General features: G+C 68.1%; 12 protein-coding genes. 3 read left to right on the top strand and 9 right to left on the bottom strand.

From position 1 onward, the window contains the following. Nucleotides 1–103: AsnC family transcriptional regulator (locus C9E82_RS22450; protein WP_122449399.1), on the bottom strand; the 103-nt coding region annotated here is incomplete at its 3' end. Nucleotides 104–212: 109 nt separating this feature from the next. Here C9E82_RS22450 and putA point away from each other — a divergent pair. Together putA and C9E82_RS22440 are read left to right on the top strand one after the other, a co-directional pair. After that, nucleotides 213–3,620 carry a bifunctional proline dehydrogenase/L-glutamate gamma-semialdehyde dehydrogenase PutA gene (gene putA / locus C9E82_RS22445; RefSeq protein WP_119898512.1) on the top strand — a complete coding sequence of 1,136 codons (3,408 nt, stop codon included), beginning with the start codon at nt 213–215 and terminating at the stop codon, nt 3,618–3,620. A gap of 71 nt (nt 3,621–3,691) precedes the next feature. After that, nucleotides 3,692–5,101: a Glu/Leu/Phe/Val family dehydrogenase gene (locus C9E82_RS22440; protein ID WP_119898513.1), complete on the top strand. Its 1,410-nt coding sequence runs from the start codon at nt 3,692–3,694 to the stop codon at nt 5,099–5,101. Nucleotides 5,102–5,194: 93 nt separating this feature from the next. Here C9E82_RS22440 and fdhA read toward each other — a convergent pair whose 3' ends face one another. The 4 genes from fdhA to C9E82_RS22425 form a co-directional block, all read right to left on the bottom strand. Continuing rightward, the gene (gene fdhA / locus C9E82_RS22435) at nt 5,195–6,379 is read right to left on the bottom strand and encodes a formaldehyde dehydrogenase, glutathione-independent (protein ID WP_119898514.1); all 1,185 of its coding nucleotides are present in this window, start codon (nt 6,377–6,379) and stop codon (nt 5,195–5,197) included. 16 nt (nt 6,380–6,395) lie between these two features. Continuing rightward, nucleotides 6,396–6,566, bottom strand: a complete 171-nt coding sequence (locus C9E82_RS24685) for a hypothetical protein (RefSeq protein ID WP_170162090.1) — start codon at nt 6,564–6,566, stop codon at nt 6,396–6,398. A gap of 208 nt (nt 6,567–6,774) precedes the next feature. After that, nucleotides 6,775–7,842 carry an FAD-binding oxidoreductase gene (locus tag C9E82_RS22430; protein WP_119898515.1) on the bottom strand — a complete coding sequence of 356 codons (1,068 nt, stop codon included), beginning with the start codon at nt 7,840–7,842 and terminating at the stop codon, nt 6,775–6,777. A gap of 2 nt (nt 7,843–7,844) precedes the next feature. Next, nucleotides 7,845–9,083 (bottom strand): aromatic ring-hydroxylating oxygenase subunit alpha, encoded by a 1,239-nt coding sequence (locus C9E82_RS22425; RefSeq protein WP_119898518.1) that lies wholly within the window; start codon nt 9,081–9,083, stop codon nt 7,845–7,847. Nucleotides 9,084–9,209: 126 nt separating this feature from the next. Here C9E82_RS22425 and C9E82_RS22420 point away from each other — a divergent pair, with 126 nt between their 5' ends. Next, complete coding sequence (locus C9E82_RS22420) at nt 9,210–10,091, top strand: LysR family transcriptional regulator (RefSeq protein WP_119898516.1); 882 nt, start codon at nt 9,210–9,212, stop codon at nt 10,089–10,091. A gap of 30 nt (nt 10,092–10,121) precedes the next feature. Here C9E82_RS22420 and C9E82_RS22415 read toward each other — a convergent pair whose 3' ends face one another. The 4 genes from C9E82_RS22415 to C9E82_RS22400 are packed head-to-tail and all read right to left on the bottom strand — an operon-like array spanning nt 10,122 to nt 14,353. Further along, entirely contained in the window at nt 10,122–11,648 is a 1,527-nt protein-coding gene (locus C9E82_RS22415) for an FAD-dependent oxidoreductase (protein ID WP_119901117.1), read from the bottom strand. Beyond that, on the bottom strand, nt 11,645–12,433 hold the full coding sequence (locus tag C9E82_RS22410; protein WP_119901118.1) for a pyrroline-5-carboxylate reductase family protein: 789 nt from the start codon (nt 12,431–12,433) through the stop codon (nt 11,645–11,647). The genes C9E82_RS22415 and C9E82_RS22410 overlap by 4 nt, the downstream gene beginning before the upstream one ends. After that, nucleotides 12,430–13,473, bottom strand: a complete 1,044-nt coding sequence (locus C9E82_RS22405) for a quaternary amine ABC transporter ATP-binding protein (RefSeq protein WP_119901119.1) — start codon at nt 13,471–13,473, stop codon at nt 12,430–12,432. The genes C9E82_RS22410 and C9E82_RS22405 overlap by 4 nt, the downstream gene beginning before the upstream one ends. Next, nucleotides 13,466–14,353: an ABC transporter permease gene (locus tag C9E82_RS22400; RefSeq protein ID WP_119901120.1), complete on the bottom strand. Its 888-nt coding sequence runs from the start codon at nt 14,351–14,353 to the stop codon at nt 13,466–13,468. Before C9E82_RS22400 ends, C9E82_RS22405 begins: the two co-directional genes overlap by 8 nt. Nucleotides 14,354–14,753 lie beyond the last annotated feature (400 nt).

The raw sequence follows: 14,753 nt of genomic DNA, 5'->3' as shown, positions 1-14,753 counted from the left end.
TCGACAGCCCGACCCGCCGGGCCAGCTCGGCGATCGGGATTCGGGCGTTTTCGGTCAGTTCGGCCAGGATCCTGCGGTCCTGCGCGTCCAGTTCCGGCTTCATCCTGTAAATCGCCCTGTTTTTGTTCCTTCCGCCTGGCATCCGGCCCATCTTCAGGCACATCGCCTGGGAAACATTTGCTAGACCTGCCGCATCGAGTAAGGAGATCGGCATGGCCCCTGTCAACCCCGCCCCCTTTTCCACGCAGGCGAAATTCGCCGATGAAGCGGCGCTTCTGGCCGGGCTGGTCGCGCAGGCCGGGCTGGACGGGGCGGCGCGCGCCGCGATCGCTGCCCGCGCCGCGGGCCTGGTGCGCCGGATCCGCGCCGAGGCCAAGCCCTCGATGATGGAGCATTTCCTGGCAGAATACGGGCTGTCCACGCGCGAGGGCGTGGCGCTGATGTGCCTGGCCGAGGCGATGCTGCGGGTGCCCGACCGCATGACCATCGACGCGCTGATCGAGGACAAGATCGCGCCCTCGGACTGGGGCCGGCACCTGGGCGAGGCCTCGTCCAGCCTGGTCAATGCCTCGACCTGGGCCTTGATGCTGACCGGCAAGGTGCTGGACGACGACCAGGCCGGCATCGCCGGCACCTTGCGCCGCGCCGTGCGGCGGCTGGGCGAGCCGGTGATCCGCACCGCCGTCGGCCGGGCGATGAAGGAGATGGGCCGGCAATTCGTGCTGGGCCAGACCATCGAAGCCGCGCTGGAACGCGCCGCGAAACGCGAGGCGCAGGGCTTCACCTACAGCTACGACATGCTGGGCGAGGCGGCGATGACCGGGGCGGATGCGGCGCGCTACGACCGCGCCTATTCCGATGCCATCGCGGCGATCGCCAAGGCCTGCACCAGGGGCTCGGTCGAGGACAATCCCGGCATCTCGATCAAGCTTTCCGCGCTGCATCCGCGCTACGAGGTGGCGCAGGAGGGCCGGGTCATGGCGGAGCTGGTGCCGGTGGTGCTGAAGCTGGCGCGGCAGGCCAAGGCCGCCGGCATGGGCATGAACATCGATGCCGAGGAGCAGGACCGGCTGGTGATCTCGCTCAAGGTGATCGAGGCGGTGCTGGCGGACCCCTCGCTGGCCGGCTGGGACGGGTTCGGGGTGGTGGTGCAGGCCTATGGCAAGCGCGCCGGGCAGGTGATCGATTGGCTTTACGAAACTGCCACGCGGCTGGACCGCCGGATCATGGTGCGGCTGGTCAAGGGCGCCTATTGGGATACCGAGATCAAGCGGGCGCAGGTCGAGGGCTTTCCGGGCTTTCCGCTGTTCACCAGCAAGGTCGCGACCGATGTCAGCTATATCGCCCATGCCCGCAAGCTGATCGGCCACAGTGACCGGATCTATCCGCAATTCGCCACCCATAACGCCCAGACCGTCGCGGCGATCCTGGAGATGGCGGGCGAGACCCGCTTCGAATTCCAGCGCCTGCACGGCATGGGCGAGCGTCTGCACGACATCGTCCTGCACGACACGAAAGGCCGCTGCCGCATCTATGCGCCGGTCGGGGCGCATCGCGACCTCTTGGCCTATCTGGTTCGGCGGCTGCTGGAGAACGGCGCGAACAGCAGCTTCGTGCACCAGATCGTCGATGAAAGCGTCAGCCCCGAAGAGGTCGCCCGCGATCCCTTCGAGGCGCTGGAGACCGCGAAGCCGCCCTCGGGCCTGGTCGCGCCGGATGCGCTGTTCGGCGCCTCGCGGCGGAACTCGACCGGGTTCGATCTGAGCGACGAGGAGACCCTGGCCCGCATCCATGCCGCCCGCGAGGGGGCGATCCCGGATGCGCTGCCGCTGACCGTCTCGGAACCCACCGGCCAGCGGCAGGACGTGCTGAACCCGGCGACCGGCGAGAAGATCGCCGAGGTGCTGATGGCCGATGCCGCGAGTGCCGCCCGCGCCATCGAGGACGCGCGGATCTGGGACGCCCCGGCCGCCGAACGCGCGGCGGTGCTGCGCCGCGCGGCCGATCTCTACGAGGACCATTATGGCCCGATCTTCGCCATCCTGGCGCGCGAGGCCGGCAAGGCGCTGCCCGACGCGGTGGCGGAACTGCGCGAGGCGGTGGACTTCCTGCGCTATTACGCCGCCGAGGGCGAGGCGCATGACGGCGCCCCGCGCGGCATCCTCGGCGCGATCAGCCCCTGGAACTTCCCGCTGGCGATCTTCACCGGCCAGATCGCGGCGGCGCTGATGGGGGGCAATGCGGTGATCGCCAAGCCCGCCGAGGCGACGCCGGTGATCGCCGCCCAGGCCATCGGCCTGCTGCATCAAGCGGGCGTTCCGAAAGCCGCGCTGCAGCTGCTGCCCGGCGCCGGCCGCGTGGTCGGCACGGCGCTGAGCTCGGATCCCCGCGTCGCCGGGCTGGTCTTCACCGGCTCGACCGGGACCGCCCGGACCATCGCCCGGACCATGGCCGCGCATCTGGCGCCCGGCACGCCGCTGATCGCCGAGACCGGCGGGCTGAACGCGATGGTGGTCGATTCCACCGCGCTGCCGGAACAGGCGGTGCGCGATATCGTGAATTCGGCCTTCCGCTCGGCCGGCCAGCGCTGTTCGGCGCTGCGCTGCCTCTATGTGCAGGAGGACATCGCGCCGCATCTGATCCAGATGATCAAGGGCGCCATGGACGAGCTGCGCCTGGGCGATCCCTGGGATCTGGCCACCGATGTCGGCCCGGTCATCGACCCCGGCGCGCAGCGCGAGATCGCCGATTACATCGCCGCCAACACCCACCGCCTGCTGCACAGGCTGGCCGCGCCGTCGCGGGGCTTCTTCATCCCGCCCACGCTGCTGAAGGTCTCGGGCATCGCGGATCTGGAGCGCGAGATCTTCGGCCCGGTCCTGCATGTCGCGACCTTCCGCGGCGACCAGCTGGACCAGGTGATCGCCGAGATCAACGCCCGCGGCTTCGGCCTGACCTTCGGGCTGCACACCCGGATCGACAGTCGCGTGCAAGAGGTCTCGGACGCGATCCATGCCGGCAATATCTACGTCAACCGCAACCAGATCGGCGCGGTGGTGGGGTCGCAACCCTTCGGCGGCGAGGGTCTGTCCGGCACCGGCCCCAAGGCCGGCGGGCCGCGCTACGTGCCGCGCTTCTTCGCGCCCGCCGCGCCCCCGGCCGCGCCCGGCACCTGGCAGGGCCCGGCCGACGAGGCGCGGCTGCGCGGCGCGCTGGCCAGTGCAACGCCGAAGAAGATCGACGAGCGCCTGATGCCCGGCCCGACCGGAGAGCTGAACCGCCTGACGGCGCATAGGCGCCCGCCGGTGCTCTGCCTCGGCCCCGGCGCCGCGGCGGCCGTCGCCCAGGTCGCGGCGGTCGAGGCGCTCGGCGGCCAGGCCGTCGCGGCCGAGGGCACCCTGCCGCCCGAGGCCCTGACCCGGCTGCCGCAGCTCTCGGCGGTGCTGTGGTGGGGCGACGCGGCGCAGGGCCGCGACTACGCGCAGGCCCTGGCCGCCCGCGACGGCGAGATCGTGCCGCTGATCACCGCCACGCCCGACCTCGCCCATATCGCCCATGAGCGCCACCTCTGCGTCGACACAACCGCAGCGGGCGGGAACACAACCCTGATGGCAGGGTGAGCGGGCGGAAATATCCGCAGGGGATCCGAACGGGTCTGCCCTACTTGAAGAGTGCCCGGAGGAGGCGTTCCATGAGCAATCAGTCATTCCTTGAAGACGTCAACGAGATGTTCGACGTCGCGGCCTCGCGCTGCGACCTGCCCGAGGGGCTGGCCGAGAAGATCAAGGTCTGCAACGCGACCTATGTCACCCGCTTCGGCGTGCGGCTGCGCGGGCGGATGCATACCTTCACCGGCTGGCGGGCCGTGCATTCCACGCATAGCCGCCCGGCCAAGGGCGGCATCCGCTTCACCCCCAATGCCGACCAGGACGAGGTCGAGGCGCTGGCCGCGCTGATGACCTACAAATGCGCGCTGGTGCGGCTGCCCTTCGGCGGATCCAAGGGGGCGTTGAAGATCGACCCCGCCGACTGGACCGAGACCGAGCTGGAAAAGATCACCCGCCGCTTCGCGCAGGAGCTGATGGCGCATGAATTCCTCAGCTCGGCCAGCAACGTGCCGGCGCCGGACATGGGCACGGGCGAGCTGAACATGATGTGGATCGCCGACGAATACCGCCGCGCCCGCCCGCAGGACATCAACGCGCTGGGGTGTGTCACCGGCAAGCCGGTCGGCGGCGGCGGCATCGAGGGGCGCACCGAGGCCACTGGCCGCGGCGTGCAATACGCGATCCGCGAATTCTTCCGCCATCCCGCCGACCGCGCCCGCGCCGGGTTCCGGTCCGAGAGCCTGACCGGCCTGGCCTGCGTGGTGCAGGGCCTTGGCAATGTGGGCTTCCACGCCGCCAAGTTCCTGTCGCAGGAGGATGGCCTCCGCATCGTCACGGTGATCGAGCGCACGGGCGTGGTGCGCAACCCCGACGGCCTCGACATCGACGCGCTGAAGGCGCATCTGGTCCAGACCGGCTCGGTCGAGGGCTTTGCCGGCGGCGCGGTCAGCCCGCCCGACATGGGTGCGCTGGCCGATGATTGCGACATCCTGATCCCCGCCGCGGCCGAAGGCGCCATCACCGCCGAAAATGCCGCCGCCATCAAGGCCGCGCTGATCGTCGAGGCCGCCAACGGTCCCACGACCAAGGCAGCCGACACCATCCTGCGCCAGGCCGGCAAGATCATCCTGCCCGACCTCTTCGCCAATGCCGGGGGCGTGGTGGTGTCCTATTTCGAATGGGTGAAGAACCTCAGCCACATCCCCTTCGGCCTGATGGAGCGGCGGCTGGAGGAGGACGAGCATCGGCTGCTGGCCCGTTCGCTGGAGCAGATGACCGGCCGGGACTTTCCCCGCGAACATGCCCGCTTCCTGGAGGCGCGCAGCGAGATCGCGCTGGTCCGCTCGGGCCTCGACGACATCATGCGCGCCGCCTATCGCCGGATGAGCGCGCTGTGGAACCGCCCCGACGGCAGCTATCCGGACCTGCGCACCGCCGCCTATGTGCTGGCCATCGACGAGGTCGCCCAGGCCTACAAGGCGATCGGGCTTTAGCTGCCAAAGCCGGGGCATTCCCCGGCCCGGCAGTCAGCAGGGGGGATCGGCCGCAATCCCCGGCCGATCCCCTTGCGATGTCGTCCCGCGGGCTCAGGCGGCCAGCATCCCATGCGGGTCGAGGACGAATTTCTTCGCCACGCCCTGGTCGAAGCTCTCGTAGCCCTGCACCGCCTCGTCCAGCGGGATGATCGTGGCATTGACGATATCGGCGATGGGCAGGCGGTCGTGCAGGATCGCCTGCATCAGCTGGCGGTTGTATTTCAGCACCGGGGTCTGGCCGGTGTGGAAGCTCTGCGCCTTGGCCCAGCCCAGGCCGAAGCGCATGGACAGGCTGCCATGCCTGGCCGCGTCATCGACCGCGCCCGGATCCTCGGTGACGTAGAGGCCGGGGATGCCGACCGAGCCGGCGGCTCGGGTGATCTGCATCATCTGGTTCAGCACGATGGCGGGCTGCTCGCCGCCGGAATGGCCGCGCGCCTCGAAGCCCACCGCATCGATGGCGGCATCGACTTCGGGACTGCCGGTGATTTCGGCGATCATCTCGGGCAGGTTGTCGCCTTTCGACAGGTCCACCGGCTCGAAACCGACCTTGCGGGCGTGTTCCAGCCGCTCCTTGTTGAAATCGCCGACCATCACCACCGCCGCGCCGAGGATACGGGCCGAGGCCGCCGCCGCAAGCCCCACGGGACCCGCGCCCGCGACATAGACCACCGAGCCGACGCCGACGCCCGCCTTCCAGGCGCCGTGAAACCCGGTGGGCAGGATGTCGGACAGCATGGTCAGGTCGCGGATCTTCGACATGGCGCGGTCGCGGTCGGGGAATTTCAGCAGGTTGAAATCGGCATAGGGCACCATGACATAGCGCGCCTGCCCGCCGATCCAGCCGCCCATGTCGACATAGCCATAGGCCCCGCCCGCGCGAGACGGGTTCACCGTCAGGCAGACCCCGGTATCGCCCTCGCGGCAGCAGCGGCAGCGGCCGCAGGCGACGTTGAAGGGCACCGAGACGATGTCGCCGATCTCCAGTATCTCGACATCCGACCCCTTCTCGATCACCTCGCCGGTGATCTCGTGGCCCAGGATCAGCCCCGGCTCGGCGGTGGTGCGGCCGCGCACCATATGCTGGTCCGAGCCGCAGATATTGGTCGAGACGACCTTCAGGATCACCCCATGCTCGATCCTGCGCCCGTCCGGCGCCTCGAGCTTCGGGTCGGCGATGTTCTGGACCTCGACCTTGCCGGGGCCGATATAGACCACACCTCTGTTGCTGCTCATCTGACTTGCTCCTCCTTCAAGTGAAACTGCGTTGGGGAAATGATGCCACCGGCGGACCGAACAGGCTTTCGTCGAGGCCGCTTCTCTCGTCGTCGTCGTTCCGCGAGATATGGGGCCGGGCGCGCGCCTTGCAGATATCGCGGAAGGTCGTCACGGGTTGCCAGCCGCCCAGGCGCGTCACCTTCATTGCCGACCCCCTCGCAGAGTCCCTGGCCGGCAGGTCCAGCACATACACATGTATTCCGGAAACTCTCTTACCCTGTCTCTCGATTGGCCGCCCCTCCTTTCATCTTGGCTCAAATATCCCACGGGGGGTTGCCGGCTGGGACGCCACTGGTTCGAGAACCAGCCGGCGACGGGTGTGAAACCCCCGGCGGCCGAAGGCCGCTCCCCCCCTAGAGGTCGATCGAAACATTCCCGATGGGTCGCGAGCAGCAGGCCAGGATATAGCCCGCCTCGACATCCTCGTCGGTGATGCCGCCATTATGGACCATGTGGACCTGGCCCGAGAGTTTCTGCACCTGGCAGGTCCCGCAGATGCCCATGCCGCAGCCCGAGGGGATCGGGATGCCGGCGGCGCGGGCGGTGGCCAGGATCGTGTCGGTTTCGGTGCAGCGCGCGGTCTTGCCCGAGCTTGCGAAGGTGATCTCCGCCTGGGCATCCTCCTGCGGCACCACGTCCTCGGGCACCGTCTCGGCCTCGGCCGGCGGGCCGCCGAAGCTTTCCTGGTGATAGCGGGCCATGTCGTAGCCCAGCCCGTGCAGGATGTCGCGCACCGCCTGCATGAAGGGCTCGGGGCCGCAGCAATAGACGTCGCGTTCCAGGTAGTCGGGCGCGATCAGCCCCAGCATCAGCTGGTTGAACATGCCGCGAAAGCCGGTCCAGGGGCGGAGGGGATCGGGTTCCTCGACGATCCATTTCAGATGGATGCCGGGGGTGCGGGTGGCCATGTATTCTAGCCCCTCGCGGAAGATGATCTCGGAGGGGCGGCGGGCGCAGTTAACGAAGACGATATCCGGGTCGCGGCCCGAATCGTAAAGGCAGGTCGTCATCGACATCATCGGCGTGATGCCCGAGCCGGCCGAGATGAACAGGTATTTCTCGGCCGGATCCCGCATCACCGAGAACCTGCCCGCCGGTCCCCTGGCCCTGATCCGCATGCCGGGCCGCAGGTGGTCGAACATCCAGCGCGTACCGACGGAATCCTTCTGCGCCTTGACCGTCACCGTCAGCGAGGTCGGCCGCGAGGGCGAGGACGAGATCGTATAGGTGCGGTGCAGCGGCCCGCCGGGCAGGGGCAGCTCCAGGGTCAGGAACTGCCCCGGCTCGAAGCTGAACAGCGCGCCGGACGGGCTGCGAAAGCAGAAGGTCATGACATTCGGCGCCTCCTGCAGGTAGGAGGCGCATTCCAGTTCCTCGGCATCCGTCCAGAAGGCCAGCGCCGGCTTGGTCAGGACATTCATCGTCACTCTGCCGCCATGCGGCCGGGGGCGACCGCCCGTTCCATCCGGTCGGCATACCAGTCGATGAACTGGGTCACGCCGCTTTCCCAGTCGGGCGAGTAGGGGCCGGGGATATAGGCGGGCGAGAAGATGCCCTCCTGGTTGGTTTCGACGATCTCGCGATCCTCGTCATTGGTGGCGATCCAGACCTCGGTCAGGCGCTGAAGGTCGTAATCCACGCCCTCGACCGCATCCTTGTGGACCAGCCAGGTGGTGGTCACCTCGGTCTCGGTCGGGCTGATCGGCGTGACGCGGAAGGTCAGCGAGTGATCGGGCAGGAAATGGTTCCAGGTCGAGGGATAGTGGAAGGCCAGCAGCGCGCCGGCGTCAGGCTTGGCGACGCGCCCCAGCTGGCGCGCGACCGCCGGTTTGCCGTCCATCGTGTAGCTGACCGCGGTTTCCTGCAGCGGCATCCGCGCCAGGCGATACTGGCCGTCGCCCCCCAGCACGAACTGCGCGGGCGCGCCCGCGGCGGCACAGGCGTCGAAATGCGCCTGCAGGCGGTCCGAGATCGAGCCATCGGCCGAGACGCCCGCGACTTCCGGGTCCAGCGGGAAGGACCGGCACAGGGCGGGGTGGTTGCCGCTGCAATGATAGCATTCGCGGTTGTTTTCCCAGACCAGCTTCCAGTTGCCCTTCTCGATGATCGAGGAGGTATGGGCGACCTTGGCCTCGGACAGGTCGTGGACGCCCAGATAGGGCTGGGCCTGGCGGGCGAAGGCCTCGAAATCCGGCGGGCTGTCCGAGAGGCAGATATAGATCAGCCCGTCGAGATCGCGCAGCGCCACCGGCCGCAGTCCGTGCCGGGTCGGATCGAAATCGGGGCCCATGCTGTTGGCCCAGAGCAGCTTGCCGTCCAGGTCGTAGGTCCATTGGTGATAGGGGCAGACCAGTTTCGCGACCTGGCCCTGGCGCGCCTTGCAGACGATCGAGCCGCGATGGCGGCAGGAATTGTGGAAGGCGCGGATCTCGCCGTCGCGGCCCTTGACGATGACGATGTTGTAGGCGCCGACCCGCAGCGTCGCATAGCTGCCCGGCTTGACCAGCTGGCAGGCCGGAATGGCGAACAGCCATTCGCGGTAGAAGATATGTTCGAGGTCCAGCTGGTAGATCTCGGGCGAGATGTAGAAGGGTTGTTCCAGCGCGTGTCCGGGCACACGGCGGGCAAGCAGTTCATGCAGATTCGTGTTGGTGGCGGACATCTCGGCTTCCATGGGATGAAGGTGAATCTGTCATTGAAATTCCACCCGCTGCGGCATCTTGACAATGGCATAAAAATTCACCCTGGATTAGTTCAGGTAATTTGAAAGCGACCGGGAGGATGTTCGTTGCGCAGGCCCTACGACCTTTCCTCGATGACCGCCCTGATCTGTTTCGAGGCGGCGGCCCGGAACATGAGCTTCAAGGCAGCCGCAAACGAGATTAACGTGACCCCGGCCGCGGTCAGCCACCAGATCAAGGCGCTGGAGCAGGACCTTGGCTGCGCGCTGTTCATCCGCCGCCATCGCGGGGTGGAACTGACCGAGAAGGGCGCCTTCCTGCTGGTCGCTCTGCAGCGCAGCTTCGAGACGATCTCGGACACCGTCGGGCAATTGCGCGAAAGCCCCGAGACGGTCGATGTCACCATCCGCGCCTCGACCGCGGTCAGCGCGCTGTGGCTGACCCCCAAGATCGGTGCCTTCTGGAAAGATCATCCAAGCGTCACCGTCTCGCAGATCATCAGCGACGTGCCGGGCTCGGGCGGGCGGCACGATCTCAGCATCCGCTACGCGATTCCGCAGGACAATGGCGAGGAATGGCGCCCGCTGTTCCACGACCGGATCCTTGCCCTGGGCACAGAGCGGTTCCGGCGGGATCAGGGCATCCATCGCGCGGCCGACCTGCTGAGCGCGCCGCTGATCCACATGCGCAGCGAGGAGAACGACTGGACCGGCTGGACGGAATGGTTCGCCGCCCTGGGCCATCCGGCGCCGAAGGGCCGTAGCCTGCATGTCAACAACCACATGATCGCCCTTCAGGCGGCCCAGGACGATGTGGGCGCGGTTTTGGGCTGGGACGGGTTGCTGGGCGATCTGCTGGATCAGGGCCGGCTGGTCAGGCTGGTGCCGGAGAGCATTCCCTCTCCGGCGGGTTTCCACCTGACCATCCATCCCCGAGCCTCGGCCAGGGCCCGGCTGTTCGCGGATTGGCTGGTTCCGCGAGAGGTCTAGGATCGCGCGCCCTTCACGCGCCGGGGGGTTTCACACCCCCCGGACCCCCCGTGGGATATTTTCGCCAAGATGAAAGGCGACGTGGGCAGGGTAGGTCTTTTCGGTATCCTTCTGAAAATACAGCAATTCTTGCTGGCGCCGAATCTCGCTCCAGCCGAGGCTGGCGGCGGCGACATGCGACAGCTCCTCGGCGCGGCCCCGGCCCAGGTCGGGCTCCAGTCCGTCGGGCAGGCGGCGGCGGATCAGGTCGGCGAGCCGCACGACATGCTCGCGGACCGCCATCTGGCCGATACCCTCGCCAGCGGTTTCCGGTGCGGGAATGACGCCCTCGGGCGCTGGCCCGCGCTTGCCGAGCCGCTTCTCGACCGCCCGCGCCACCTTCCGCGCCGCATGGCGATGCAGCATGATGGTCGAGCCGGTGACGGCCAGCAGGCCGGGCCTGTCGGTATCCTCGGCCAGCTCGATGGGCAGGCTGGTCGTCCGCCCGTCGCGGGTCGAGGTCGGACGCACGCCGCACCAGCAATGTTCCACATCCGCGCGGGTCAGGCGCAGGTCCGGGAACAGGTGGTTCGCCTCGCCCAGGATATAGTCGATCTCGCCGTCCTCGACGCGGATGTCGTCGGGGTTTTCCGTCACTTCGGTCTCGGTCGGGCCGATGAAATGAAGATCGCGCCAGGGAAAGACGTAATAGGGCTCGCCCTTGCGGGAAAAGGCCTCCAGCCCCTGGCCGCGAAACGCCTCGGGCAGGCGCAGCATGACATTGACGCCCTTGACCCCGATCACACGCCGCTTGCCCGCCCCGCCGCCCGGCACCCGGTCGATCCAGGGACCGGCGGCGTTCACCACCATGCGGGCGCGGACCTGCGCCCGGCCCTGCGCCTCGGGGGCGCGCTCGTCCAGCGTGACCAGCCAGTCTGCGCCCGCCCGGGCGATGGCTGTCACCTCGGCATAGGTGCGGAGGGTGGCGCCGCGCCGCTCGGCATCCAGCGCGGTATCGACGCAGATGCGTTCGGGCCAGGCATACATGTATTCCTCGAAGACCCCGACGCCGCGCAGGGGGCCGCCCAGGGCCGCCGCCATGGCGCTTTCGCGCGCCGCCTGCGCGGGCGCAAGCCGGCGATAGGACAGCGGCACCCGCCAGCCGTCCAGCGCCTCGATCAGGCGGAAGCCCAGATCGACCAGCCAGGGCGGATAGCGGTCGCCCTTGCGGAACGGATAGTGGAAGCGATGCTTCGTCAGGTGGCCGGGCATGTCGCGGACGAGTTCCGCCCGGCAGCGCATCACGTCGCGGGTATAAAGCAGCCGCCGGATCATGTCGGCGGGCCGGAAGGGCATCTGCCACAGCGGATAGCGCGCGGCGAGATAGCCGAGCCCGGAATAGAGCATCCGGCTGGAACGCGACGAGGTGCCCGCGCCGATATCGCCGCGATCCACCAGCAGTGTGCGAAAGCCGCGCCCAGCCAGTTGCCGCGCGCTGGCACAGCCGACCGCGCCGGCGCCGACGACGATCACGTCGTAATCCGTGCCGTCGAGGCAGGAGAGGGCCGGGCGCGTCATGCCGGGCTCGCCGCCATGCGCCGCGCCTTCTCGGTCGCTGCGGACAGCGCCGCCTCGATGGCCCGGTCAAAGCCCGCGGCCTCGGCAGCGTCCAGTCCCGCCGCGGTGGTGCCGCGATAGTCGCGATAGGCGGCAAGCAGGGCGGGGGCCTCGGTGATGCGGCCTTCCAGCAGCCGCGCGCCGCCGATGACGGCAGCCTCGGCGGCGCGCCAGGCGATGGGTTCGCAAACGCCCTGCGCGCGCATGAAACCGGCCATCGCCACGGCCATCAGCGCCGGATAGGCGGCGCCCGAGCCGGGCAGGGCGGTCATCAGGTCGATCTGCGTCTCGGTCCGCAATTCGTCGGTGGTGCCGATGGCCGAGAGCAGGCGGCGCACCGTGTCGCGGTCGGCCTCGGTCACGCCCCCGGCGGCCCAGAAGGGCGAATAGGAGGCGCCGATCTCGGCGACGGCATTCGGCATGGCCCGCACGATCCGGCCGCTGCAACCGGCCAGCGTGGCCGCGTCCACCCCGGCCATGAAGGACAGGACCAGCCGCCCCTCGGCGCGCAGGTCCAGCCCCGGCCAGTCCTCGGGCCGCACCGAGACCACGATCACGTCGCTTTGCGCCACGAGATCCGCCACGTCCCGCGCCCAGGTCACATCGGCATGGCCGTGATAGTCGGGTCGCGGCCCGCTGCGGTTCAACAGCACCAGATCGCCCGGCTGCAAGATCCCGCGCGAGAGCAGCCCCGCGCCAAGCGCCGATCCCAGCCAGCCGGTTGCGCCGATGATGCCGAGCTTCATGGAGTCGCTTCCCTGCTGCCGGTATATGCGTTGATCGCATCCTGGAAGGGGATGACGCCGATGGGCTTCCCGTCGGGAGCGTCGACGCGCAGGGCCTGCAGGCGGCTGGCGGCCATCTGTTGCAGAGCTTCGGCGATGCTGGCGTCAGTGGCGATGCTGGCCTCGGGCAAGTCGTCGAAGCCGTGCTGCGCCAGCATGACCGCGCCGACCTTCAGCACCTTGCCGCGATCGACATGCTGGACGAAATTGGCGACATAGTCGTCGGCCGGGCGCATCACGATGTCCTGCGCCGTGCCCTGCTGGATCACCGAGCCGTCGCGCAGCAGCGCGATGCGGTCGCCGATCCGCAGCGCCTCGTCGAGGTCGTGGGTGATGAAGACGATGGTTTTCCTGACCTCCTGCTGCAGGTCCAGCAGCACCGTCTGCATGTCATAGCGGATCAGCGGGTCCAGCGCCGAATAGGCCTCGTCCATCAAGAGGATCGGGGCGTCGTTGGCCAGCGCGCGGGCCAGCCCGACGCGCTGCTGCATGCCGCCGGAAAGCTGGCTGGGATAGCTTTTCTCGAAACCCTTGAGGCCCACCCGCTCGATCCAGCGCATCGCGGTGCGGTAGCGTTCGGATTGCGAGATGCCCTGCACCTCGAGGCCGTAAGCCGCGTTGTCCAGCACGGTGCGATGCGGCAGCAGCCCGAATTTCTGGAACACCATCGCGGTCTTGTGGCGGCGGAACTCGCGCAGCTCCGCCTGCGACATCGCGACGACATTCCGGCCCTCGATGATGATCTCTCCGGCCGTCGGGTCGATCAGCCGGTTGATATGGCGGATCAGCGTCGACTTGCCCGAGCCCGACAGGCCCATGATCACCTGGATGCTGCCCGGCGCGACCTGGATGTTGATGTCGCTGAGGCCCAGCACATGCTGGTGGTCGCGCTGCAGTTCGGCCTTGCTCATGCCGCGCCGGACGGCCTCGACATGGGCCTCGGGGTCCGAGCCGAAGATCTTGTAGAGATTGCGGATCTCGATGCCGATGGGATCAGTCATGGCTGGCCTCCTGGTGTTTCTGCAGCCGCTTGCCCCAGGCCTGGCTGATGCGGTCGAAGAGGATGGCGATGCCGACGATGGCGAAGCCGTTGAACAGCCCCAGCGTGAAATACTGGTTCGAGATGGCGCGCAGCACCGGCTGGCCCAGCCCCTGCACGCCGATCATCGAGGCGATCACCACCATGGCAAGCGCCATCATGATCGTCTGGTTGATGCCCGCCATGATCGTCGGCAGCGCCAGCGGCAGCTGCGCCTTGGTCAGCTTCTGCCAGGCCGAGGAGCCGAAGGCGTCGGTCGCTTCCAGCACCTCGCGGTCGACCTGGCGGATGCCCAGGTTGGTCAGCCGGATCATCGGCGGGATCGCATAGATCACCACGGCGATCAGGCCGGGCACCCGGCCGATGCCCAGAAGCATGACCACCGGGATCAGGTAGACGAAGCTGGGCATGGTCTGCATGATGTCCAGCACCGGGCTGATGATCCGCTGGATCCGGGCCGAGCGCGCCATCAGGATCCCCAGGGGCAGGCCGATGGCGATGGACAGGAATGTCGCGGCCAGCACCATCGAGATGGTGCGCATCGTGTCCTCCCACATGCCGAAAAGCCCGATCGCCACCAGCGTCGCGACCGATCCGATCACCACCCGCAGGCTGCGGCTGGCGCCCCAGGCAAGCGCGGCGACCACCAGCAGGATGATCAGCCACGAGGTGTTCAGCAGCAGCCGCTCGAACCAGATCAGCATGGTTTGCAGCGGGCTGAAGAAGCCCTCGATCAGGTCGCCGTAGCTGCGGGTGAAGGTCCGGAACCCGTCGTCGATGCTTCGCTGAAGATCCCGCAGGAAGGAGTTGCTCAACTGGGGGAAGGATGTGAGCCATGTCATGGAATTGCTATCCGCCTGTTGCTGGGGAAGGGAGGCGCGGCTTCGGTGCCGCGCGCTTTCTCATGCCTGGAATGCGGTCTTGACCTGCCGGGCCGCCGATGGGCCGCGCCATCGCGTCCGCATCGCATTGCGGCCGCGGGGGGCTTCGGTCCGGGCCGGAAAAGGCGGGGCGGCTGTGCCGGGAAAAGGGCGTCGTCTCATGGTCTTCTTCCCTGTCGCGACATGAGTTCTCGCTGCCCGGACCGTCGCACTGTCCGGGGGGCTGGGTGGAGAGCCTTCTCTGGCTCTCGGTTCTGGTGCTGTTAGGCTTTTGGATTTGCTTTTCTGTTCACGGCTGCGTTGAACCTTGCGATTTCGCGTTTTTGGGGTGCCTGGCCGGTGTAGATCTCGACATAGGTGG

Source organism: Paracoccus sigandri (genome assembly GCF_003709565.1).
GTDB classification, from domain to species: domain Bacteria; phylum Pseudomonadota; class Alphaproteobacteria; order Rhodobacterales; family Rhodobacteraceae; genus Paracoccus; species Paracoccus siganidrum.
This window is presented reverse-complemented; position numbering and strand designations above follow the sequence as displayed.

Bases quoted from the DNA above. Each gene is read 5' to 3' on its own strand.
- C9E82_RS22415 (WP_119901117.1), bottom strand. From the start codon at position 11,648: ATGACGCGCCCGGCCCTCTCCTGCCTCGACGGCACGGATTACGACGTG.
- putA (WP_119898512.1), top strand. From the start codon at position 213: ATGGCCCCTGTCAACCCCGCCCCCTTTTCCACGCAGGCGAAATTCGCC.
- C9E82_RS22430 (WP_119898515.1), bottom strand. From the start codon at position 7,842: ATGAATGTCCTGACCAAGCCGGCGCTGGCCTTCTGGACGGATGCCGAG.
- C9E82_RS24685 (WP_170162090.1), bottom strand. From the start codon at position 6,566: ATGAAGGTGACGCGCCTGGGCGGCTGGCAACCCGTGACGACCTTCCGC.
- C9E82_RS22440 (WP_119898513.1), top strand. From the start codon at position 3,692: ATGAGCAATCAGTCATTCCTTGAAGACGTCAACGAGATGTTCGACGTC.
- C9E82_RS22405 (WP_119901119.1), bottom strand. From the start codon at position 13,473: ATGACTGATCCCATCGGCATCGAGATCCGCAATCTCTACAAGATCTTC.
- C9E82_RS22400 (WP_119901120.1), bottom strand. From the start codon at position 14,353: ATGACATGGCTCACATCCTTCCCCCAGTTGAGCAACTCCTTCCTGCGG.
- C9E82_RS22425 (WP_119898518.1), bottom strand. From the start codon at position 9,083: ATGTCCGCCACCAACACGAATCTGCATGAACTGCTTGCCCGCCGTGTG.
- C9E82_RS22410 (WP_119901118.1), bottom strand. From the start codon at position 12,433: ATGAAGCTCGGCATCATCGGCGCAACCGGCTGGCTGGGATCGGCGCTT.
- fdhA (WP_119898514.1), bottom strand. From the start codon at position 6,379: ATGAGCAGCAACAGAGGTGTGGTCTATATCGGCCCCGGCAAGGTCGAG.